A 22122-nucleotide genomic window follows, 5' to 3' on the forward strand; every position below is an offset into this window, starting at 1 on the left:
CTCGACCTGACGCAGTTTGGCCACGATCTCCTCCGGCTTGTGCTGCTTCCTCGCCATCTCAACCTCCTCCCCTCCGCGTCCCGCTAATCTCACATCAGCGGCGGTCCACTTTTAAGGGGGCAGGTCATGACGAAACGCCGCCGCCGGGATGCGCCGGGATGACCGTAACCGGCCGGCATGGATGTTCACGACTGCGCCAGCGCCGCGGTCTCGGCTTACGCCGTCAGCCAGGATTCTGATTACAATATCGTACCGAATGGCGCTCCGGCCGGCAGCCGGCCAGCGCCGGGTCCCCAAGCCGGGAGGGCAGTGGCATGGCCTCGATCTGGGACCTGCTGGCCGCCCGCAGGCTCGATGCGGCCATCGTCTTTCCGGCACATATCCGCGCGCTGCTCGAGAGTTGCCAGCTACAAGGGGCCGCCCCGGATGGCGACGACATCAGCGGGGATGTCGCCATGAGCGCCGGCGCGAAGCCGCTCGGCTTCTTCTCGCTGGCTCTCACGCCACCCGTCCCACCGGTGGGCTTCCGCCTGCTGTTCGAGGCAGGCCCGTCCTTCCGCTTCTGGCTGAAGGTGAGCGCGCTGCCGGGCGTCAGGATCCCCTTCGGGTTCGTGGCCGGCGCCCCGGGCGCGGCGCTGAAACCGGCGAGCCGCATGAGCGACGGCGACCGCGAATGGCTGGTCCCCGCGGCGGGCGAGGTGACGCTCGAAGGCGCGGCGCTTTCGATCCTGGTGCAGGGTGCGGCCGGCGGCATGGCGCGGCTGCGGCTGACGCCCGCCGGCGAGCAGGCGGAGGGCATCGTCGCCCTGGCGCTGAAGCCCACGGCCGTGCTGATCGGCGACACCGGCTTCGGCCTCGACCTGCCGCAGGGCCTCGTCCTCGACGACAGCTCGACGGCGAAGGCCGAGGGAGAGACGCGGATCGACGGGCAGGCCGTCCCGGTGCCGGCGGACGTGCCGGCCTGGCGCGGCCTCGTCGTGCGGGCGGCGCGCTTCTTCCTGCCGGAAAGCGTGCCCTTCCTCGGCGCGCATGCGGTGGACGCGCATGTCGAGATCGGGCTCGACCCGCCGGGCATCGCCCTGGCGGTCCACGCCAGGGTCGCCGCCACCGGACATCGGCCGGGGATCGAGGTGCTGATCGAATGCCAGGATCCGGCGGCCTCCGCGCTGCAGGGCTTCGTGCCGACGCTGGTCGAGGCGGCGATGACCCTGCCCCTCGACGGGCGGCAGGAGGATGTCGGCGGGCAGGCGCTGACCTTCTCGGCCGGCAGGCCCGTCACCGCCCGCCTCCGCTTCGCACGCCGGCCGGATGATCCGCTGACCCGGCTGACGCTCGGCGTCGAGGCCCAGGGCGCGGAAGGCATCCTCAGCATCCATGCGCCGCAGGGCGGCCCGGCCGCCCGGGCGGCGATCGGCGCCGGCGCCCTGGCCACCGCCCTGGTCGCCGACCGCCCGCCGGCGGAGGCCGATTCCGGCGGGGTGGTCCTGCACGCCCTGCTGGTCGCCGGCCTCGGCCTGACCGCCTTCCTGAAGGACAAGGGCAGCGTCACGCTCCATGGGGTGGAGCTGGACGCGGCCGGGCATGGCCTGCCGCTCGGCCAGCCGCTGAAGTTCACCATCGACTACTCGGTGGATGTGGTGGTGGTCCCGATCGAGCTCGGCGCCCTCAGCGTCCGGATCCGGGACGAGCAGCCGATGCGGGTGCGCAACCGCCATGTCGGCCTGACCATCGATCCGTCGAAGGGCGGCCTGGCCATGTTCGGCCTCGATTTCAGCCGCGCCGACATGGAGATCGAGGATCCGGGCGCCTGGCAGGTGCAGGGGCCGGCCTCGCTGTTCGACATCCTCGGCACCCGGTCCGGCCGCGGCTCGATGTGGCTGGAGGTGGACCTGCGCTTCAAGCTGGAGCTGGGGCCGGTGAAGGTCTCGGGCGCCACCATCCGCGCGACGCTCGATCCCGCCACCCGGAGGATCACCGCCTCGCTGGAGGGGCTCGACGCGGCGGTCTCGATCCCGGCGCTGGTGGAGGGGCGCGGCCGGTTCCAGCTGCTCAGGGAGGGCGGCTTCGCGGCGAGGCTCGGCCTGGCCATCCTCCCGCTCAACCTCGGCGCCTCGGCGACGGTGCTCTACCAGCCGGAGGGCGGCAGCTACCTGCTGTTCCTGCGCCTGGGGGCCGATCTGCCGGGCCCGCTCCCGGTCGCCAACACCGGCCTCGGCATCTACGGCCTCGCCGGCTCGCTCGGCATCAACGCCGCCCCGAGGCTGCCGCCCCCGGCCGGCGCGGATCCGATCGGCCAGCAGCTCGGCTGGGATTCCACGGCGGCCGATGCCTTCGCCTTCCAGCCCGGGGCCCGCACCCTCGGCGGGGAGGCGGTGATCGGCACCGTCCCGGATCTCGGCTTCTCCTTCTCCACCAAGGCGGGCCTGTTCCTGACCGTGCCCGACCTCGCCATCCGCGCCGCGCTCTGGAGCAAGGTGATGTCGCCGCGGCCGGGGATCGACGACCGCCCGGCGGGGCCGGAGATGGGCCTGGCCTTCAAGGGCGCCGCCGTGATCGCGCCACGCGACGGCGTCACCATCGCGCTGCGCGGCGAGCTGAACATGCCGCCGCTGCTCAGGGCCGCCATCCCGCTCGGCGCCTGGTTCCCGGCCGGCGGACAGCCCGGGGTGGATGCCGCGGACTGGTTCATCCACCTGGGCGCCGATGGCTATGCCGGCCAGGGGCGCGGCATGGGCCCGGCGCGGGCCGTCATCCTGCCGGGCCTGCTGGAACAATCGGCCGATGCCTACCTCATGGTGCGCGGCAAGGGCATCGAGCGCTGGCCACGCGGCCAGCCGGGCCTGACCATCGCCGATGGCATGGTGCTGGCCTTCGGCTTCGGCGTGGACATCGCGCTCGGCCCGCGCCCCTTTGCCTGGGCCGAGGTGCAGGCGCGGGCCGACCTGCTGCTCGCCACCCATCCCCTCATCCTGGCCGGCTTCGGCCGGCTGGCGGGGTCGCTGCATCTCGGCCCCTTCTCCATCGGCGTGGAGGCGCATGTCGCCTTCATCATCGCCGAGAACGCGCCCGCCGGCCTCGCGGCCCGGATCTGCGGCCGCATCGACCTGTTCTTCACCGACATCGAGGGCTGCGCCGACATCACAATCAACGCCGCGCCGACCCGCAGCGTGCCGCCGCCCGGCCAGCATCCGCTCGACCGGCTGGAGGGCGACACCGCCACGGGCGACCTGGCCCAGCTGATCGACCATCACTACGAGCGCATCGCCCCCCTGTCGCGCAGCGCGGCCGGCGCGCCGACGGTCTGGCCCGACACGCTGCTGCACCTCGGCTTCGCGCAGACGCCGCAGGCGGTGGGCGCCTTCACCGGCGGCCAGTTCCCCCAGGCGGAGGCCCAGGCGCCGCCAGCCGAGCCGGCCGGCAGCCAGATGCTGGAATATCGCTGGTCGCTGCACGGGCTTTCGCTGCGGGACGTCACGGGGGACGAGGACGGCCCCGGCACGCCCGTGCCGGGGCCGCTGAGCGCCGCCTGGCAGAAGGGCAAGGACGGCGATCCCGGCAGGCGGCCGCAGGCTGGCGAGCTGGTCCTCCTCACCTGCGTCAACGACCTCTGGCTCGACCGCCTGGCGGATGGCGGCGCCTCGCTGCCGCCTTCCCCGGCGGAGGACCCCGAGACCATCTGCCGCTTCGAGCATGCGGCGAGGATCGGCTGGGCGGTCGGCGCCGGGGCGGCGGCGGAGGCGGGCGGCATGCGCCTGCCGCCCGACCCGATGCTCCCGGACCCCGCCGCCAGCCGGTTCTCCGCCCTCGTGACCTGCCGGCATGACCGCTTGCCGGGGGTGGCGCTGGGGGCGGCGACCGCGGCGTTGTTGCCGCCGCCGCTGCGCTACGAGCCGCCCGAGCCGGGCCGGCTCGACCCGCCGCTCGTGGTGGACCCCGGCCTGGATCCGGACCGCCGCTTCGAGGGCTGGCTTCAGCTCGGGCAGGTGCCGCCGGACGGGCCGCGGGAGGCCGCGCCGCGTGGGCAGCGCCAGGATCATGTGGCGGAGATCCGGCCCTCGGCGCCGCTCCTCCGCCCCCGCCTCTGGCTGGTGGTGGACCGCTGGAGCGACGAGGGGCCCGCCGTCTCGGTGGCCGACGGGGCCGGCGGCGTCTGGCGCACGGCCCGGGGGGCGGGCGGGGCCACGGTCACCCTGCCGGTGCCGGGGGGCCGCGTGGCGGTGCGGTTCGCGCCGGCCACGCCCGGCCGGGCCGAGATCGCCTTGGTGCTGGTGCGCTGGGCGGCGGGCACGCGGCTGGCCATCCTCGGCCTCGGCGGCATCACCCGCGCGGCGCGGGCGGCCGCAATCGCGGCCAATGCCGCCGCCGCCGCGGCCGCGGCCAATCTCGCCGCCGCGGCAGGGCCCCAGCCGCCAGACAAGCCGACAGGCACGGCGGTGCGCTGCATCCTGCAGCCCGGCCGCACCTACCGCCTCGACCTGGACCTGCGCTGGACCGGCACGCTCTACGAGCAGGACGAGTCCGGCGCGCGCAAGGCCGTGGCGACGGCGACGGCGGAGGAGGGCAAGAGCTACGCGCCCCGGGGCCAGGGGAGCCAGCCGACCGCCCGGGCCTACTTCTTCCGGACCGCGAGGGTGCCGCAGCGGCCGGCCGGCGCCGGGCCGGTGCCCGACCGCCGCCCCGATTACGGCACGCCCGAGCGCCTCGCCTTCCTGACCAGCCGGCGCGACATCTTCGAGCCGGAGATGCTGCAGCGCCACCTGCTCGGCTACACGCCGGCGCAGAGCGAGACCGCGCGCTTCCGCGACGACCCGGTGGCCGCGCATTTCGACGCCGGCCATGTGGCCGCCCTCGCCAGGGCCTATGGCTTCGCGCTCAGGCTGGGCCTGCGGCGGGTGGACGTGCCGCACGACCCGGCGGACCCGGCGAGCCGGGGGCGGCTTCTCCTGCTGGAGCCGGCCTGGGGGCCGCTCCGCGCGCCCGGGCTGCTCGGCCCCGCCGACCGCATCCGCCATGAGCGCGCCGGGCGGGCCGCCTGCCCGATGCCCAGGCCGGGCGGCACGCTCGAGGCGCAGCAGCCGCTGGAAGGCCGCGCCTGGTACGAGGTCCATGTCCACGCCAGGGCCGGCGATGGCGGGGCCGGCGATGGCGGCGCCGACGGGCGCCTGCCGGGGGTGACCTTCCGCACCTCGCGCTGGCGCTCGCCGGCCGAGATGATGGCGGGGCTCGGCTTCCCGCCGGCCGGCGATCCCGGCCGCCCGCAGGGGGATATCGAGATCGCCGCCCTGCCGGCCTTCCCCCAGCCGGTGCTCGAAGGCGAGGATGCCGCCTTCGAGGCCGCGATGGAGGCGCTCGGCCTGCGGGGCTGGCCGCCAGCCGGCAAGGCGCCGCGCGTCAGCCAGCTCTGGCTCCGCCCCTCCGCCGGCGCCGGGCCCGCCTGGCGCTGCGCCGGCGTGCTCGTGGAGGCCCCGGAGCCCATCCACCGGCCGGGCCGCGCCGAGCTCGGCGCCCCGCGCGTGCTCACCCGCGCCTCGCCGGCACAGGGCCTGCCCTTGCCGGTCCGGCGCAGGGACCGCGGCGGCACGCGGCTGCTGCTGCTCGCCACGGCCCCCTTCGCGCCGCAGCGCTTCCAGCGCCCGCTGCCGCGGCAGATCGTGCCGCCGATGCTCCTGCTGCCGCTCGCGGATCTCCGGGCCGGCGCGACGGTGACCGGCCGCCTCGCGCTGCGCGAGCGGCCCAGCTTCGCCGGGGAGGCCTGACCCATGCCGCTGCTGGCGCCACCGGATCTGTTCGCCGCCCTGGCCATCGCGGCCGAGGCGGACCCCGACCTGCCGCCGGGCACCCATCTCCGCCTGCTGCCCTCGCCGGCCCTCGGCTTCCCGCTCGCGCCCTTCGGCCTCTTCCGCGTCACGGCCGAGCCGGCGGAGGCGCGCATCATCTGGCGCGACCGCGAGCATCGGCCGCGGGAGAATGGCGAGCTGGAGCCTGCGGAGGGCGTCCTCTTCGCCGACATCGTCCGGCCGGCCGGCCAGGGCGGCCTCGCGGCCCTTGTCGCGGTCACGGTGGAGGCGTTCGAGGGCACGGCCTTCCTGCTCGACCGGATGGGCGACCGGATCCTCGCCCGCGCCTCGCGGCCCCCCCACACGCTGGGCGGCCCGCGGGTGGAGCGGCTGCGGCTGGAAGGGCGCGGCCAGGCCCGGCTCCGCCTGTGGCAGGTGCGGCTGTCCCGCGCGCTGGAGGAGATGCTCGGGCATGGGCCGGCCGAGCTGCTGAGCCTGCCGGTGGACGGGGACCGGCCCTGGTACGCCGGCGGCCGCGGGCGGGACGAAGCCCTGGCGCGGGTCGAGCGCGCCGCGCCGCGCCGCCTGGGCCCGCCGGACCAGCCGGATGGCCCCTTCGACGCGCTTCCCCCGCAGGACGAGGTGCTGCGCGTCGGCACGCAGGCGGAGGCGATCGTCGAGGCCTGCGAGACGATGCTGCGCGATCCCGGCACCTCTCCGCGCCAGGCGGCGCTGCCGCCGGCGGTGTCGATGCTCCGTGGCCACCGCCATGCCGCCTCGGTGCGCATCGAGGGCGGGCTGCTGCTGCAGGCCATGGACCCCGGCCTCGGCCGCTTCCTCGGCCTGCTCGGGCATGTCGGGGAGCGCTCCGACCCCGCCCAGCCCGCCGCCTATGCCGCGTTCGGGCTGTTCGCCGCCGATCCCGGGGCGCCGCTGCCCGGCCTGCGCACCCTCGGCGCCGCGCTCGGCGCCGCCTCGGCGGAGGATGCCGCCCTGGCCGGGCGGCTGGCGCGCCTCGCGGTGCGCACCCCCCGGCCCGAGGAAGCCCTGCGCCAGGCGGAGCACACCGCCGCGCGGCACGGCCTCGAGCCACGCGGGCTGGTCGCCTTCGCGGCCGCGGTGCCGCCGCCCGACCCGCCCGGAACTCCGCTGCCGGAGCTTGGCCGCGCCGCCTGGATCGGCGCGGACGGCGTCTCCACCGCCTTCCGCCAGGACTTCGTCTGGCCGCGCCCCGAGCTGGGCGCGCTGGTGGCATTGGGCCGGAAGGAGGCGGACGGCTGGGTGAGCCGGCACCGGAGCGTGGCCCTGCCGGCGGGCGCGCAGTTCCCCTCGCGCGCCCTGCCGCTGCTGCCCGGCCGCACCGCGGAGCGTCCGCCGCAATTGCCCGGAGGCCTGCTGTCGGACGCGCCGGTGCCGGAGGCCGACCCGCCCATGCGCTACCGCATCGCCACCGCCGACCTGTTCGGGCGCTTCGGCCCCGCCGTGGAGCTCGACGTCCCGCCCCCCCCGCGCCCGCCGCCGCCGCCACCGGCGCCGCAGCTGCAGGTGGTGCCGGACGGCCCGCAGGACGGGACAGCGGGCAAGGCCTCGCCCGGGCACCTCCTCATCACCGTGCCGGTGCCTGCCGCCGCCGGCCTTGCCGCCGGCACGCGCGAGATCGTGGCGGTCACGGTCGCGCTGGACGGCCAGGCGGCGGCGTCGCACCCCGTCCCGGGGCCGGACACGGGGGCGGGCCGCATGCTGCCGCTTCCGCCGCAGGCGCTGCCGGAAACAGCGCCGGGCGAGACGGCGCGGGGGACCGTGCGGCTCGGCTTCCTGGACGCGGCCGGCGTGGCATCGCCGGAGACGACCCTGCCCTATTCCTGCACCGACCGGCGCCACCCGCCGGTGGTGCCGGCGGCGGCGGGGCTGATCTGGACCAGCCGGCCCGGCCCGGCCGAGGAGGTCGAGCTGAAGCTCGCCTGGCCGGCCGCGCCAGGGGCGCTGTACCGCGCCTTCATCGCCGACGCGAAGAGCCTCGGGCTGCCGGGCTCCTCGCGGGCCGCCATCGCCGTGGCCGCGAGCGACCGCGACCGGCAGGGGCAGCTTGGCGGGCGGTCCTCCTTCCGCCTGCTGACCGACCCGCCCCTCGCCGCCGGCCCGGATGGGCGGGCGGTGCTGGACACGCGGCTGCCGCGCTCGCTCTCGGCCGTGCAGCTTCTGCGCATCGTGCCGCTGGGCCCGGCCGGCCAGGAGGCGCCCTTCGAGAGCTGCCCGGTGGTCGCCGTGGCGGTGCCGGCCGAGCGCCGGCCTCCCCCGCCGCGCCTGACCGTGCGCGTCGATCCCGCGACCGGCCGCGCCACCCTGCGGGTGGAGGCGCCGGGCCTCGACCTCGTGGCGCTGCAGGCGAGCGAGCCCGGCCTGTTCGACACCCCGCCGGCCGCCGGGGCCCGCGCGCCCGAGCTGCGGCTGCGCCGCGCGGCGGGCCCCGTCGCCGACCCGGTCTATGCCCGCATCGTCGATGAGCGGCCGCTCGGGCTCGAGCAGGGTCCCGACGGCCCGTTCCTCGCCGCGGAGTTCCCCGACCCGGCGCCGCTGCTGCCCTTCGTCCGCTACGCCTACTGGGCGGAGGTGCGGATGCCGGCGGAGCGCCGCCTGCCGAGGGAACGGACGGACCTCCCGCCCGCCGCCGGCATCGCGCCGCTCTCGCCGGCGCAGATCGCGGACATGCCGGCCGCCTACAGCCCGGTCTCGGCACCCGCCGCCGCGCTGCACGCGCCCGCCGCGCCGGAGCCGCCCGACGGCCTGCAGGTCTCGGTGCTGGCGCAGCCCGGCGGCCACAGCCTCGCGCTGACGGTGCCATCGCCGCCCGCGGCGCACCCGCTTGCCGTGGGCCGCTACGCGCTGCGGATCTGGCAGCGATGGGGCGACGGGCCGATCGAGCCGGCCGAGCCGGATGTCGAGCTCGACGGCAGCCCGCTGCAATGGACCGGCCCGGCCCGGCCCGGCCCCGGGGCGGCACCGGCGACACTGTTCGTCGCGGTGATCGACCCGCTGGGCCGCATGGCGGAGCCGGTCAGCGTGACGGCGCCGGCGTGAGGCTCGCGCCGGCAGCCGGGAGCAACACCAGGGAGAGAAGGGAGAAGCAGGCATGGCCGCCCGTAGCATCAGGCTCACCATCCGGAACCGCAGCGACAGCCAGTTCGTGCTGTCCGGCGCCTCGCTCGACCACGGGATCTGGTCCCCGGGCCAGGCCCCGCAGCAGGGCGCGCTGCTGCTGGAGACCGACCAGATGGTGCTGGCCAGCGAGTCCTCGGGGCTGATGACCGGCACCGCCGGGCAGGTAACGTTCTCCAGCGTCGTGCTCAATGGCGAGCTGAACCTGTTCACCTTCCGCTGGAGCAATCCCTGGGCCGGCGCGAACAGCTACCTCGTCGAGCATGTGCCGCCAGGAATGGACGCCCATTACGCGGGCGGCGATGGCGACAACGCGCAGGTCACGGTGACCATCGAGGCGGCGAAGGTGCTGCAGACCAGCTTCAAGCCGGAGATCCATGGCTGGCGCTTCACCAATGGCGGCTGGCCCTCTCTTCCGGTCTACACCCTGCCGCCGCCGTTCAATATCGGCATCGGCAATGCCTCCAACGGCCTGTGCGGCGGCATGGTCTTCTCGGCCATCGACTATTTCCTGGCCGGGCGGCCGATTCCGCCGCGCACGGCGGTGCCGGCGACCGACCAGGACCCGGTGTACCAGTACATCGCGTCGCGGCTGCTCGACAGCTTCCACATCGATGAGGATCTCGGGATCGGCACGCTCAACGCCTATCTCGGCGGCATGTCGCAATCGAACGCCGACCGGGCGCGCGCCACCATCAAGGAAGCCCTGCCGAAAATCCGCGCCGACATCGCCTCAGGCCGCCCCGCGGCGCTCGGCATCGTGGCGGCCCAGGCGGCGAACATCTTCGACGGCATCCCGAAGCTCGGCCAGAACCACCAGGTCGCGGCCTACTCCTATGTGCGCAACGGCTCGCAGGTCAGCCTCGGCATCTACGATCCGAATGCGCCCTACAATCCGGCGGTGCCGACGAACCACCTGCGCATGATCACCCTTGATGCCGAGCAGCTCGCCTTCCCCTCCATCCAGCACAATCTCAACCTGCCCCAGCCACAGATCTTCATGTTCTTCCGCAATCGCTATGCCTTCGTGAATCCGCCGAACATCTCGTGATCATCACCGGGACGCCCTGCCGGCATGCCTTCTGCCGCCCGAGCCGGGCACGCTCGGCGGCAACGGCGCCAGGAACCGCGCCAGCGGCACGGATGCACCGGCCCGCCCCGTCTACAGGGCCGGCTTCCTCTCCTCCCGCACCGGCAGGAACAGGGTGGTGGCCCAGCAGAGGCCCAGCATGGCCGCGGCGCCGATCAGGCACGCCGCCAGGCCGCCCCAGCCATAGAGCAGGCCGGAGAGCAGGGTACCGCCGAACCGCCCCGCCGCATTGGCCGCATAATAGAAGCCGACATCCTCGGCCGCCTTCTCGCCGCCGGCATAGGCCAGGACCAGATAGGAATGGACCGAGGAATTCACGGCGAAGAGGAGGCCGAACACGCACAGCCCCACGGGCACGAACAGCGCCGCATGGGGCAACCCCGCCAGGAGCATGGCGGCGAGCAGCGCGGGCAGCGCGGCCAGCGCCAGCGACCAACCCCGCGCCGCCGGCACCTCGGCCGAGAGCCCGTCCTCGCTGCGCCGCACCAGCGCCGGCGCGCTGGCCTGGACGAGGCCGTAGCCGATGGTCCAGAGCGCCAGGAAGCCGCCCACCATCGTGAAGCTCCAGCCATTGGCGTAGAGGAAGACCGGCAGGCCCACCACGAACCACACATCCCGCGCGCCGAACAGGAAGATCCGCGCCAGCGCCAGCAGGTTGACGCCGGCGCTCCTGGCGAACAGCTCCCGCGCCGAGCGGGAGGCGCGGGCCCTGCCCATCAGGGGCGGCAGCGCCGCCAGCACCCCCAGCAGGACCAGCGCCAGCGCCGCCGCCATCAGCCACAGCGCGCCGCGGAAGCCGAGCAGCTCCAGCAGTAGCCCGCCCAGGAAGAAGCCCACCCCCTTCATCGCGTTCTTGCTGCCGGTGAAGAAGGCGACCCAGCGGAACAGCCGGCCGGACGCTCCCCCGGCGGTGAGCTTGATCGCCGATTTCGAGGCGGTCTTGGTCAGGTCCTTGGCGACGCCGCAGACGCCCTGGGCCAGCACCACCCAGGCCACCGACAGCACGGCCCCCCAGCCCGGCGACAGGCCCGAGAGCAGCAGGAAGCCCGTGATCTGCGTCGCCAGCCCGGTTGCCAGCATGCGCGTGATGCCGAAGCGCGTCGCCAGCCAGCCGCCGGCGAGGTTCGCGCCGATGCCCGCCGCCTCGTAGAGCAGGAACAGGAAGGCCAGGGTGAAGGGCGAGTAGCCCAGGCGGAAGAAGTGCAGCAGCACCAGCATCCGCAGCGCGCCATCGGTCAGCGTGAAGCCCCAGTAGGCGAGCGTCACGATGACGTAGTCGCGGGTGCCGGATGCGGCGGCGCGGGCCGTCATGGCGTCAGATCCCGGCCGCGCGCATGTGGCAGGCGAGATCGACCATGCGGCAGGCATAGCCCATCTCGTTGTCGTACCACGCGTAGATCTTCAGCAGCGTGCCGTCGGTGACGAGGGTCGAAGGGCCATCGACGATGCTGCTGCGCGTGTCCCGTGCATAGTCCGCGCTGACCAGCGGGCGATCCTCGTGGCCGAGGATGCCGGCGAGCGGCCCGGCGGCGGCGGCGCGGAACAGGGCATTGACCTCCTCCGCGCTCGTCTCGCGCCGCATCTCGAAGACGCAGTCGGTCAGCGAGGCGTTGAGCACCGGGGCGCGGACCGCATGGCCGTTCAGCTTGCCCTTCAGCTCCGGGTAGATCAGCGCGATGGCCGTGGCGCTGCCCGTCGTCGTCGGCTGCAGGGAGAGCATGGCCGAGCGCGCCCGGCGCAGATCCCTGTGCGGCGCGTCCACCACGACATTGGTGTTGGTCGGGTCGTGGATGGTGGTGATCTGGCCGTGGCGGATGCCGATGGCCTCGTGCACCACCTTCACCACCGGGGCGAGGCAGTTGGTGGTGCAGGAGGCGGCGGTGACGACCGGGTGGCGCGCGGGGTCATAGAGCGTCTCGTTCACGCCCATGACGACGTTCAGCACGCTGTCGAACTTCACCGGCGCCGCGACGATGACGCGCCTCGCCCCCCGGTCGAGATGGCCTTGCAGGGCCTCGGGCGTGAGGAACTTCCCGGTGCATTCCAGCACCAGGTCGACGCCGAGATCGCCCCAGGGGATGTCGCCCGGCCGCGCATGCTCCGAGAAGCCCAGGCGCCGGCCGCCGATGCGGATGGCGCCGTCGCCCTCGGCCTCGATCGGCGCGCGCCAGCGGCCCTGCACGCTGTCGAATTCCAGCAGATGGGCCGCCGCGGCGGCGCCGCCCTTCACCTCGTTCAGGTGCACGACATCCAGCCGGTTGCCGGCGCGCGGATCCTCCGCCGGCCGCTCCGCCGCGCCAAGCGCCGCGCGCAGCGCCAGCCGCCCGATCCGCCCCATGCCGTTGATGCCGACCTTCATGGCGCGCGCCTCGATCATGCCCGGTTCCCCAGCGCCAGGGGCTGGGCCAGCTCGTCCAGCCGCGCCTTCAGCGCCATGCGGTCGAGCGCGGTGAAGGGCAGGTTGGTGAAAAGGTCGAGGCGGCGATGCAGGGCGGCATAGAGCTCGTTCAGCAGCGTCGCCCGCTCCACCGCGCTGCCCGTGAACTTCGCCGGGTCCGGCAGCGGCCAGGCGGCGGTGACCTGCGTGCCGGCGAAGTCCGGGCAGGCCTGGAGGTCCAGCGTGTCGCAGAGGGCGATGACGAAATCCATTCGCGGCGCCGCCGGGCCGGTGAACACGTCCCAGGATTTCGAGCACAGCCTGGAGACGTCGTGCCCATGCGCCTTGAGATGCGCCAGCACCTCGGGCAGCGGCCCGCTGGACAGCGGGGCGGAGCCGGCCGAGAAGGCCCGGAAGCGGCCCTGGCCGATGCCGTTCAGGATGGCCTCTGCCATGATCGAGCGGGCCGAGTTGCGCGTGCAGAGGAACAGCACGTTGAAGGGTGCCGGAGTCATGCGGGCATTCTCCCCATCGGGTTCGAAGAGGCGGTGGAGGTCGCCGCAGCGGGCCGGGTCTCCGCCGCAGCAGGCATCGGCCAGGAAGGCCAGCAGGGCGCGCAGATGCGCGATCCGCGGCGCGTAGATCAGGTGGCGCCCCTGCCGCGTGGCGCCGATCAGCCCCGCCTGCTCCAGCGCCCGGAGATGGAAGGACAGGGTGGAAGCCGGCACGCCGAGCCGCGCCGCGATATCGCCCGCCGCCAGCCCGGCCGGCCCGGCGCCGAGCAGCGCGCGCAGCAGCTCCAGCCGGGTTTCCTGCCCCAGGGCGGCAAAGGCGAAGGCAGCCTGCGTCGATTCCATATTTCCAGCATGCTCGAAATACAAAGGTGGCAGCGTGAAGCTTTGGTGAAGCTCCGGGCCATGCCCCTCCCCTTGATCCGGATCGAGGCGGCCCGGCCCTGGGCGTCCAGGTTGCCCCCCGGGGCCTGCGAGGCGCCGCCGGCCTGAGGAGGCCCTCCATGAGCCTGGCCAGCGGCAACCCCCGCCCTTCCCTCTCCTGGCCAGCCGGCACCGCGCTGGCGCTGAGGGCCTGAGCGCTGCTCTACGGCCAGTTCATCCGCGCCCCGGAATGGATGGCCGAGCATCTGCCGGTCGGGCGGCATCCGCGCCTGGGCGCGGCCTTCGCCTCTTCCTCTACGGCGTGCCGAAGATCCTGCTGCTGCTGGTGCCCGTGGTCTTCCTCATGGGCATGGTGCGCAGCTTCTTCTGCCCCGGGCGCACCCGTGCCCTGCTCGCCGGGCGGCACGCAGGGACGAGCCATGCCCTGGCCTCGGCGGCTGGGGGTGGTGACGGACTACGCCGCGATCGCCGGCTACGGCATCGCCGCCACGCCCGGCATCGCGGTGGACGGGGTGGTGGTGTATGCGGGCGGGCTGCCGAAGCCGGAGGATGTGGCGCGCCGGGTGGCGGGCCGAGGCCATGCCCGGGCCGCTTCCGCCGCCCCGCCCGGCAGGCGGCGTCAGCCCGCGGCGGCCCGGCCGCGCGGCCTGAGCGCGAGCGGCACCAGCGGCGCCACCAGGACAAGGTTCACCACCCCCGCGACCGCCAGCGCGACCAGCGTGCCCTCGGCCCCGAGCCATTCCAGCGCCCAGACGCCGAGCATGGGCGCAGCCGCCGTGGCCAGCAGCGTCGGTACCGAAAGGCGCCCCATCAGGATCGCGTAGCCTTCCCTGCCGAAGAGCACGAGCGGCACCGTCCCGCGCACGATGGAGCGCAGCCCGCTGCCGGCGCCGTAGAGCAGGATCGCCGCCGCCGCCCAGCCCGGCAGCGCCAGCAGCAGGATCGCGCCGGCCGCCACCAGGCCGCAGGAGGCCACCAGCGTCCAGACAGGGTGCGCCCGCCCGCCGAAGGCCATCTCCAGCAGGCGGCCGCCGACCTGCGCGGGCCCGACCAGCGCGCCGAGGGCGACCGCCGCCGCCAGTTCCAGCCCGCGCGCCTGCAGCAGCGTGAGCAGGTGCACGGCGATCACCGTCATCACGCCATAGGCGAGGGTGAACACCACGGCGAGCAGGTTGAAGGCGAAGCGCTGCTCCGCCGGCAGGTGGCCGGGCGGCGGGGCGCCCGCCACCGTGGCGGCCGGCTCGGGCGCGCGCGCCTCCTTCGGCAGCATCGCGAGGTAGAGCGGCAGGACCAGGACGAGGTGGAGGAGCGCATAGGCGAGGCAGGCGCCGCGCCAGCCCAGCCAGGATTCCAGCAGCGCCGTCAGCGGCCAGCAGAGCGTGCTGGCGAAGCCGCCGAACAGCGTCACCCGGGTGATCGCCGGCCGCGCCGCCTCGCCATAGAGGCGGCCCAGCGCCGAGAAGGCGGGATCGTAGAGCCCCGCCCCCATCCCCAGGCCGATGACCACCCAGGCCGCAACGAAGGCCGCCAGGTTCGGCGCCGCCCAGAGCCCGATCTGGCCCAGCGCGATCAGCGCCGCCGCGGCGGCGAGCACGGGGCGGCCGCCATGCCGGTGGATGAACCGCCCGACGCGCGGCGACACCAGCCCCGAGACCACCAGCCCGGCCGAGAGCGCGCCGAACAGCCAGCCGAGGGGCCAGCCCGTCTCCTCGGCGATCGGCACCGCCAGCACGGCGGGCAGGTAGTAGGTCGAGCCCCAGGAGAGGATCTGGCCGAGCCCGATGGCGGTGATCACCCCCATCCGCGGCCCGCCGGCCGCGCGGGGCGCGGGCGGGGCGGTGCTCACCGTCGCGCCCTCAGCCGCAGCAGCCGCCGGCCTTCACCGGCACCGGCACCGGCGCCGCTACCGGCGCCGCTACCGGCGCCTCCGCCGGCGCACAGCAGGCGGGCGCCGCGCGCTCGGTGGAGCAGACGCCGGTCTCCGGCAGCACCAGCTCGACACGGCGCGCCGCCGCCAGATCGCCGGCGAGGAAGGCCGCGATGGAGCGCACCTGCTCATGCCCCGTCGCCAGCAGGAAGGTGGGCGCGCGGCCGTAGCTCTTCATGCCGGCGATGTAGAAGCCGGCCTCCGGCTGGCGCAGCTCGGCCTCGCCATGCGGGCGGACGGTGCCGCAGGAATGCAGGTTGGGGTCGATCAGCGGTGCGAGCGCCGGCGTCGCCTCCACCGCCGGGTCGAGCGCCAGCCGCACCTCGCGCAGGAAGGACAGGTCCGGGCGGAAGCCGGCCGCGACGATCATGCGGTCGGCGCCGACCGTCACCGTCCCCGCCGCCTGCCGGCCAGTGACGGCGAGGGCGCCATCCCGCTCCGCGATGCGGTCGATCAGGAAGGGCGCGAGGGCGGTGACCGCGCCGGACTCCACCAGCGCCTGGGCGCGGGCGCCGAGCGCGCCGCGCCGGGCGAGCCCGTCCCTGGCGCCGCCGCCGAAGCTCACCGCGCCGAGCGGGCGGCGGAAGGCCCAGAGGATGCGCGTGCCGGGCGCCTCCCCCGCCAGCTCGGCCAGGTCAAGCACCGCGTTCATGGCGGAGTGCCCGGCGCCGACCACGAGCGTCGTCCGCCCCGCATAGGCCATGCGCTCCGCGTCGAGGATGTCGGGGATGCCATAGGCGATGCGCCCGGCATGGCGCGCCTCGCCCGGCGCGGGCATGCCGTGGCTGCCGGCGGGGTTCGGCGCGTTCCAGGTGCCCGAGCAGTCGATCACCGCGCGCGCCTCGATGGCCTCGGTGCCGCAGCAGGTCTCGACATGCAGCACGAAGGGCGTGGCCTCGCGCCCGGCGCCGTCATGCAGGCGGCCGAGGTCGCGGCGCGCCACGCCGGACACCTTCGCGCCGGTGCGGATGCGCCCGCGCAGGGCCGCCGTGGCGGCGAGCGGCGCCAGGTAGTCCGCCACCAGCTCCACGCCGGTCGGGTAGTGGCCGGGGTCGGGCGCCGTCCAGCCCTCCGCCGCGAGCAGCGCCCGCGCCGCGGCATCGGTGTTGAAGGCCCAGGGCGAGAACATCCGCACATGGCTCCAGGCGCGGACCGCATGGCCCACCGCTGGCCCGGCCTCGAGCACAAGCGGCTCGATCCCGCGGGCGAGGAGTTGCGCGGCGGCGGCCAGCCCGACGGGACCAGCGCCGATGATGGCGACCGGAAGACTGGAGGTGGTCATGGGCACGCTCCCTGATACATCGGAGGGTAAGGTATGGTGGCGTGAGAAGCCGCGCGATGGCTCATCCGCAGCAATCCCCGCCGGAGGGGCGCGCGGCGCGCGCGCGGTCGGCGGCGGCGAAGGCCCGCCCGGTATCCTGCAGGGCCGCGGTCGCCTCCATCCAGGCTTCCAGCGCCACGCGGAAGGCGGCGCGGCCGGCCTCGGTCAGCGCATAGACCTTGCGCTGGCGGCCGCTGACGACCTCCTCGGCCACAGTGACGAAGCCGCCGCTCTCGAATTCGCGGAGGACGGGATAGATGGTTCCCTCGGTCGGCGAGCAGCAGCCGCCGGTGGTGCGCTCGACGGCGCGGGCGATGTCGTAGCCGTGCATCGGCCCCTCGTGCAGGACACGCAGGATGAAGAACTTGGACAGGCCCATCTTGATCGTCCCCGCCCAGTAATCCCGGGAGGCATAATCGACACGGGGCGGAGGGGAACGGCGCAGGGCTTCCATGCCCTGAAATCTATACCTTGCCCTCCGATGCATCAAGCATCATCGCAGCCCGGCATACGCCACCGGGCGAACCCGCTCCGGGCTGGCCGAAGCTTCCAACGACCGGGCGGGGAGGGCCATGGCGCAGAAGGCCAGGATGCCCTTCCTCACGACCAGAGATGCCGGCTGCTTGCATTCTCCATCTTGGCACCCAATCTACCATCCACATGGATGGTGAGAGGATGGCAGGACGATGCCGAGCAATGTGCGCGAGCTGCGGCCCAAGGCGGGTGGCGACACCGAGAAGATCACCATCAACCTTGGCTATGTCGATCTCGGCCACATCGACCTGCTGGTGCAGGACGGCTTCTACTCCAACCGTACCGACTTCATCCGCACCGCCATCCGCAACCAGATCGAGCGGCATGCCGACGCGGCCAGGCAGTCGGTCACGCGGAAGAACCTGGATCTCGGATTGCGGCACTACAGCCGCGAGGATCTCGAGGCGGCACGCGAGGCCGGGCAGATGCTCCACATCCGGGTGTTGGGCCTCGCGAGCATCGCGGCCGACGTCACGCCCGAGCTGGCCAGAGCGGCGATCGGCTCGGTCTCCGTCCTGGGCGCACTTCAGGCCAGCGCCGCGGTGAAGGCCGCCCTGGCCGACCGCACCCGCTGATCGTCCCGAAACGCACCGCACGCCACTGACCGCCGCCTCGCATCGGGATGGCGGCCGACGTTTTCCGCCACCGGCCTCCCATGACGGGATGCAGAGCGAGCCTCCCTGCAAGGATGGCTGGCCTGTCTCCGCGCATTGAAAGCACCAGACATGAACGCGATGCTCCCAAAGGACATGCTTGAGGCGGCCCGCCTCACCCGCGAAGGCCGGCTCGCCGAAGCTTCCGCGCTGCTGCAGTGTCTCCTGCAAGGCAATGCGGCGGCTGATCCTGCAGCGGCCACGCCACAGGGCGACCTCGGCCTCCCGGCTGCGCGGCCGCCGCGCATCATCGACGTGAACCCCGAGACCGGCGAGGTGTCGGAGCCGGCGCCGGCCCCGGCTGCCGCCGCAGCACGCCGGAAGGCGGGCGGCCCCTGGCCGGCTGCCGGTATGGGCAAGGCCCCCCTGCCGCAAATGCCGGAGGCGCTGCGCGGCTTCCTCGACCAGATCAACCAGGGCGGCCTGGGACAGGGGCTGGACGGGCTGGCACGGCGCGGGCCGGCCGCCGCGCCCGGGCCAATGCCCGAGGGGGCGCGGTTCGTGGCGGGGTCCTTCGGCGCCAAAGCCGGGAGCCGCGCCTACAAGCTGTACATCCCCAGCACCCGTCGCAGCGGGCCGGTGCCGCTGGTCGTCATGCTGCACGGCTGCACCCAGTCACCCGACGATTTCGCTGCCGGGACACGCATGAACCTGCTCGCCGAGGAGCACGGCGTGCTCATCCTGTATCCGGCGCAGCCGAGTTCCGCCAACGCCCAGAAGTGCTGGAACTGGTTCAGCCCGGGCGACCAGCAGCGCGACCAGGGGGAGCCGTCGCTGATCGCGGGCATGACCCGGCAGGTCATGCGCGAACACGCAGCCGATCCGCGGCGGGTCTACGTCGCCGGGCTGTCGGCTGGCGGGGCGGCCGCCGCCATCATGGGGCAATCCTATCCGGACCTCTATGCCGCGGTCGGGGTGCATTCCGGCCTGGCCTGCGGCGCGGCCCGCGACCTCACCTCAGCCCTCGCCGCCATGCGGCAGGGCGCCGCTGGCACGCCCCTCCGGACCGGGGATGCGGCGCGGGTGATACCGACGATCGTTTTCCATGCCGACCGGGACACCACCGTGCATCCCCGCAACGGCGACCAGGTCATCGCGCAATCGGCTGCCGCCGCGCCCAGCGGGCTCCGCACCGAGACGCAGCGCGGGCAGGTGGCGGACGGGCACGCCTACAGCCGCACCCTGCACGCCGATGCCGCGGGGCAGACGGTGCTCGAGCAATGGCTCATCCACGGCGGCGGCCATGCCTGGTCCGGCGGCAGCCCCGCCGGCTCCTACACCGACCCGCGCGGACCCGATGCCTCGCGCGAGATGCTCCGCTTCTTCCTGGAGCATGCGCAGGACGCCGCCTCGTGACAGTCGCGCGGGCCGGCCACGCGGCTGGCCCGCGCCACCCCGAAGCGGCACCGCATCGAGACCATGTCCGGCAGGCTCAAGGGCTGCGTCGCATCGCCCTGCGTCATGACCGCTCCGCCCGCACCGCCATGCCAGCCATCCGCCTCGCGGCCGCCATGTTCTTCGGACAGCAAGTCCTGACCTTAGCCATCGCTGCCATGCTGCAGATCACTGGCGGCGATTCATGAACGTCGTTTGCCCAACCGCATTCCAGGTCAGGCGGACGCTTCATCTGTTCATCTGTTTTTAGATGGAAATTTGGAGGAATGGTGTGGCGAGAGGAACCTGAGTCGAACCATCTCTGGCGGCATAGCAATCTGTTTCAGGCTGTCGCCCTTCGCCGACGGCTCCCGAATCCGTTCTCCTCGTCCTCGTCCTCACCCTGCCCCGCCTCACACGAGGTTACCGAGCGGTCTTTCTTCCCGAGCAGCCTTTCTGATACTGAATCGTTCATATCACGCCGCGTCTCCCCGCCCGTCGAAGAATTCCCGAAGCTGCGCCAGCATCTGCGCCTGGCGGTACAGCGGCAGGCTGTCGCAGAACTTGCTCACCACCACATGCGCGACCAGCGCCTCGGTGGCCATGCCGCCGTCGATCGGCCGCTCCGGCGCGGGCGCCACGACCACACAGCCCTCGCAGGCTCGGCAGGCGTAGCGCGGGCGGCGGGTGACGCGGACCCGCAACTGCGCGGGCACGATGTCGAGCTGCTCGGTGCGCAACTCACCGATGACATGCAGTGCGCCGCCGCAGCAGGGGCAGTCCTGGCAGGCGACGTCGAGCAGCACCTCATAACGTGGCAGATGTTCTGGCAAGGCGCCGTGGTTACGCCGGGGTGGCGCCTGGCGGCGGCCCTGCCGGACCGCTGCCGCATCCTGCCCCGCCTGGTTCTCGGCGACGGTCTGCTCGAGATCCTCGAGCCGGAGTTGCAACTGGTCCGGGCTGAGCTGTTCCGACCGGCGGCCGAACTGCTGTCGCAGCAGATGTTGGATCAGCAGCCGCAGTTTGTCGTTCTCGGCATGCAGCGCGCCGTGCTGATGCACCGCATCGCGCAGCATATGCTGCAGGATGGCGGGATCATCGGGCAGCCTGTCGAGGTCGATCTCCACGCCACGATGATGCCGGATGCTGCCGCGTCGCAGCCAGCATTTCCGTCCTCGTCGCAGCGCTGTTACCCGGCCAGCTCCGGCCTGCGGCGCGGCCCCAGGGCACGCCATTCGCAGCCATCGAGCAGCGCCGCCAACTGTGCCGTGGACAAGGCGATGCAGCCCGTCGTGGCGGTGGTCGGCCAGGGGAATTGGCCATGTTCCAGCCGCTTGGTCAGCAGGCACAGCCCAATCCCATCGTGCCAGAGCAGCTTGATCAGCCCAGCCCGACGGCCGCGAAAGGCGTACACCGCGCCGTTGAAGGGATCCTCTGCCAGGCCCTGCTGCACCAGCATCGCCAAGCCTGTCATGCCCTTGCGCATGTCGGTCACGCCGCAGGCCAGCCAGACCCGCAGTCCGGCCGGTGGCGCGATCACCGGCGGCCCAGTGCGGACAACACGCGGCGCAGCGCCACCTCGCTCACCGCCGCACCAACCCGCACTGTCACGCCATCCGGCAGCACGATCTCGATCAAGGCGGAGGTGTCGCTTGGGAGTGCGGCCGAGGCTGCGGTCTGCCGCACCGGCGGCTCCGCCGCCGCGCCTGTGTCGTCTGGGAGCGCGGCAACCGGCACAAATCCCGGTGGGACTGGCAGCCGCGCCTTGAGCTGACCCTCTACCATCTGCCGACGCCAGGTGTAGAGCAGCCCCCTGCCAATTCCATGCCGCCGGGCGACCGCGATCGGGGAGACGCCCGGCTCCAGGCTCTCCACAACGGTGTCGCGTTTCTGCTCAGGCGTCCAAATCCGCCGCCGCTCACCGCGGGTGATCACCTCGACCGGCGTCTCGCGCACACTCCTACGATTAAACGTAGGAGCGTCCTCAGCATCGATAATCTGCAATGGCAGCGTCTTGCCCATAACGCGTTTGCATCACAACCCTATCCAACGCTGCAATGTGCTGCTGGCGCGACGCTTACGAAGGGGACGGCCGACGATTGCCCGGTCCGACGCCTGCCTGCGGCCGAGATCGAGGCGGCGGTGGTGGACCAGGTCCGGGTGCTACTGCGTCAGCCTGAGGTGATCGTCGGCACCTGGCGAGCAGCGTGGGCCGCGGCACCGGACCTGACCGAGGCGGAGACCCTGGCCACCTTGGAGCGGCTGGACCGTAAGCGCTGTCTGGAGGCCCTACGCGGGGGCGCTTGACGTTTGCTCACTGGCGCTGGCCCAGCACCATGGCATGAGTTCGTCGATGCGGCTGTTGGGCCAGCCGTTCACGAGCCGGGTCAGCAGGTCGGTAAAATAGCGCTGCGGATCGACGCCGTTCAGCTTGCAGGTCTCCACCAGCGAGGCGATGGCGGCCCAGCGGGCGCCACCATCGTCGCCGCTGGCGAACAGGGCATTCTTGCGGCTGAGGCAGATCGGGCGGATCGCCCGCTCCACGGTGTTGTTGTCGATCTCGATGCGGCCATCGTGGAGGAACTGCTCCAGTCCCGTCCTGTGGTTCAGCGCGTAGCGGATCGCTTCCGCCGTCGGACTGCTCCGCGGCAGGCGCGTGAGCTGGGCTTCGAGCCAGGTGAACAGCTCCGCCACCAGGGGCCGACTGCGGGCCTGGCGCACCGCCAGGCGTTCCAGGGCAGGACGGCCGCGGATCTCCGCCTCGATGGCGTAGAGGGCGGCGATGCGCTGCAAGGCTTCGCTGGCAATCGGCGCCGCGCCGCCCTTGACCAGGTCAAAGAACCCGCGCCGCACATGCGCCCAGCAGAACGCCAGCGTCACCTCCCCGGCCAGCGCCTTGTAGGCGGCGTAGCCGTCGCACTGGACGATGCCGCGGTAGCCTTGCAGCAGCGCCCTGGCATGCTCCTGCCCGCGGCCGGGCGCGTAGCGGAACACCACCGCCGGGGGATCCGTGCCAC

16 protein-coding genes and 1 pseudogene are annotated in these 22122 nt (G+C 73.6%); 7 read left to right on the forward strand and 10 right to left on the reverse strand.

The genetic code is table 11. The annotated features are described in order from the left end of the window. The first annotated feature begins 314 nt into the window (after positions 1 to 314). Genes CR165_RS22850 through CR165_RS22860 form a run of 3 tightly spaced genes read left to right on the forward strand, consistent with a single transcriptional unit; the run spans position 315 to position 9984 of the window. Positions 315 to 5756 carry a YML083C domain-containing protein gene (locus CR165_RS22850; RefSeq protein ID WP_109519216.1) on the forward strand — a complete coding sequence of 1814 codons (5442 nt, stop codon included), beginning with the start codon at positions 315 to 317 and terminating at the stop codon, positions 5754 to 5756. 3 nt (positions 5757 to 5759) lie between these two features. Then, on the forward strand, positions 5760 to 8855 hold the full coding sequence (locus CR165_RS22855; RefSeq protein ID WP_109519217.1) for a hypothetical protein: 3096 nt from the start codon (positions 5760 to 5762) through the stop codon (positions 8853 to 8855). A 52-nt stretch (positions 8856 to 8907) separates the two neighbouring features. Next, on the forward strand, positions 8908 to 9984 hold the full coding sequence (locus CR165_RS22860; protein WP_109519218.1) for an aegerolysin family protein: 1077 nt from the start codon (positions 8908 to 8910) through the stop codon (positions 9982 to 9984). 111 nt (positions 9985 to 10095) lie between these two features. Here CR165_RS22860 and arsJ read toward each other — a convergent pair whose 3' ends face one another. From arsJ to CR165_RS22875, 3 genes are read right to left on the reverse strand one after another with little or no spacing between them, the layout of a single operon-like run. After that, entirely contained in the window at positions 10096 to 11334 is a 1239-nt protein-coding gene (arsJ, locus tag CR165_RS22865) for an organoarsenical effux MFS transporter ArsJ (RefSeq protein WP_109519219.1), read from the reverse strand. Between the two features lie 4 nt (positions 11335 to 11338). Further along, a complete protein-coding gene (locus tag CR165_RS22870) occupies positions 11339 to 12400 on the reverse strand; it encodes an ArsJ-associated glyceraldehyde-3-phosphate dehydrogenase (RefSeq protein ID WP_456316330.1) in 1062 nt (353 codons plus the stop codon). Further along, positions 12397 to 13257, reverse strand: coding sequence for a metalloregulator ArsR/SmtB family transcription factor (locus CR165_RS22875; protein ID WP_109519220.1), 861 nt, complete (start codon positions 13255 to 13257; stop codon positions 12397 to 12399). Before CR165_RS22875 ends, CR165_RS22870 begins: the two co-directional genes overlap by 4 nt. A 458-nt stretch (positions 13258 to 13715) precedes the next feature. On the opposite strand from CR165_RS22875, the pseudogene CR165_RS26185 reads away from it, so the two are divergent. Next, positions 13716 to 13841: pseudogene (locus tag CR165_RS26185) on the forward strand (thioredoxin family protein); the annotation flags it as partial. 74 nt (positions 13842 to 13915) lie between these two features. Here CR165_RS26185 and CR165_RS22885 read toward each other — a convergent pair. The 3 genes from CR165_RS22885 to CR165_RS22895 form a co-directional block, all read right to left on the reverse strand. After that, complete coding sequence (locus CR165_RS22885; protein WP_245906705.1) at positions 13916 to 15142, reverse strand: MFS transporter; 1227 nt, start codon at positions 15140 to 15142, stop codon at positions 13916 to 13918. A gap of 10 nt (positions 15143 to 15152) precedes the next feature. Beyond that, positions 15153 to 16505, reverse strand: coding sequence for an NAD(P)-binding domain-containing protein (locus tag CR165_RS22890; RefSeq protein WP_109519221.1), 1353 nt, complete (start codon positions 16503 to 16505; stop codon positions 15153 to 15155). A 61-nt stretch (positions 16506 to 16566) separates the two neighbouring features. Continuing rightward, a complete protein-coding gene (locus CR165_RS22895) occupies positions 16567 to 16923 on the reverse strand; it encodes a PadR family transcriptional regulator (RefSeq protein WP_245906707.1) in 357 nt (118 codons plus the stop codon). 307 nt (positions 16924 to 17230) lie between these two features. Between CR165_RS22895 and CR165_RS22900 the strand changes: the two genes are divergently transcribed. From CR165_RS22900 to CR165_RS24730, 3 genes are all read left to right on the forward strand, one after another. Continuing rightward, the gene (locus CR165_RS22900) at positions 17231 to 17653 is read left to right on the forward strand and encodes a CopG family transcriptional regulator (RefSeq protein WP_109519223.1); all 423 of its coding nucleotides are present in this window, start codon (positions 17231 to 17233) and stop codon (positions 17651 to 17653) included. A 150-nt stretch (positions 17654 to 17803) separates the two neighbouring features. Beyond that, a complete protein-coding gene (locus tag CR165_RS22905) occupies positions 17804 to 19087 on the forward strand; it encodes an extracellular catalytic domain type 1 short-chain-length polyhydroxyalkanoate depolymerase (protein ID WP_109519224.1) in 1284 nt (427 codons plus the stop codon). Beyond that, the gene (locus tag CR165_RS24730; protein ID WP_146202018.1) at positions 19084 to 19314 is read left to right on the forward strand and encodes a hypothetical protein; all 231 of its coding nucleotides are present in this window, start codon (positions 19084 to 19086) and stop codon (positions 19312 to 19314) included. Before CR165_RS22905 ends, CR165_RS24730 begins: the two co-directional genes overlap by 4 nt. Positions 19315 to 19581: 267 nt before the next feature. Here CR165_RS24730 and CR165_RS22910 read toward each other — a convergent pair whose 3' ends face one another. The 4 genes from CR165_RS22910 to tnpC all read right to left on the reverse strand — a co-directional run. Then, the gene (locus CR165_RS22910; RefSeq protein WP_181378327.1) at positions 19582 to 20232 is read right to left on the reverse strand and encodes an IS66 family transposase zinc-finger binding domain-containing protein; all 651 of its coding nucleotides are present in this window, start codon (positions 20230 to 20232) and stop codon (positions 19582 to 19584) included. Positions 20233 to 20294: 62 nt separating this feature from the next. Further along, on the reverse strand, positions 20295 to 20645 hold the full coding sequence (gene tnpB, locus CR165_RS22915; protein ID WP_109519226.1) for an IS66 family insertion sequence element accessory protein TnpB: 351 nt from the start codon (positions 20643 to 20645) through the stop codon (positions 20295 to 20297). Beyond that, complete coding sequence (gene tnpA / locus CR165_RS22920) at positions 20642 to 21127, reverse strand: IS66-like element accessory protein TnpA (RefSeq protein ID WP_109519227.1); 486 nt, start codon at positions 21125 to 21127, stop codon at positions 20642 to 20644. Before tnpA ends, tnpB begins: the two co-directional genes overlap by 4 nt. Before the next feature lie 267 nt (positions 21128 to 21394). Next, a partial coding sequence (tnpC, locus tag CR165_RS22930; protein ID WP_109519230.1) for an IS66 family transposase occupies positions 21395 to 22122 on the reverse strand: 728 nt, incomplete at its 5' end.

This window comes from Teichococcus aestuarii (assembly GCF_003116135.1).
Classification (GTDB): domain Bacteria; phylum Pseudomonadota; class Alphaproteobacteria; order Acetobacterales; family Acetobacteraceae; genus Pseudoroseomonas; species Pseudoroseomonas aestuarii.

Bases quoted from the DNA above. Each gene is read 5' to 3' on its own strand.
- CR165_RS22850 (WP_109519216.1), top strand. From the start codon at position 315: ATGGCCTCGATCTGGGACCTGCTGGCCGCCCGCAGGCTCGATGCGGCC.
- CR165_RS22855 (WP_109519217.1), top strand. From the start codon at position 5,760: ATGCCGCTGCTGGCGCCACCGGATCTGTTCGCCGCCCTGGCCATCGCG.
- CR165_RS22860 (WP_109519218.1), top strand. From the start codon at position 8,908: ATGGCCGCCCGTAGCATCAGGCTCACCATCCGGAACCGCAGCGACAGC.
- arsJ (WP_109519219.1), bottom strand. From the start codon at position 11,334: ATGACGGCCCGCGCCGCCGCATCCGGCACCCGCGACTACGTCATCGTG.
- CR165_RS22870 (WP_456316330.1), bottom strand. From the start codon at position 12,400: ATGATCGAGGCGCGCGCCATGAAGGTCGGCATCAACGGCATGGGGCGG.
- CR165_RS22875 (WP_109519220.1), bottom strand. From the start codon at position 13,257: ATGGAATCGACGCAGGCTGCCTTCGCCTTTGCCGCCCTGGGGCAGGAA.
- CR165_RS22890 (WP_109519221.1), bottom strand. From the start codon at position 16,505: ATGACCACCTCCAGTCTTCCGGTCGCCATCATCGGCGCTGGTCCCGTC.
- CR165_RS22895 (WP_245906707.1), bottom strand. From the start codon at position 16,923: ATGGGCCTGTCCAAGTTCTTCATCCTGCGTGTCCTGCACGAGGGGCCG.
- CR165_RS22900 (WP_109519223.1), top strand. From the start codon at position 17,231: ATGCCGAGCAATGTGCGCGAGCTGCGGCCCAAGGCGGGTGGCGACACC.
- CR165_RS22905 (WP_109519224.1), top strand. From the start codon at position 17,804: ATGAACGCGATGCTCCCAAAGGACATGCTTGAGGCGGCCCGCCTCACC.
- tnpA (WP_109519227.1), bottom strand. From the start codon at position 21,127: ATGGGCAAGACGCTGCCATTGCAGATTATCGATGCTGAGGACGCTCCT.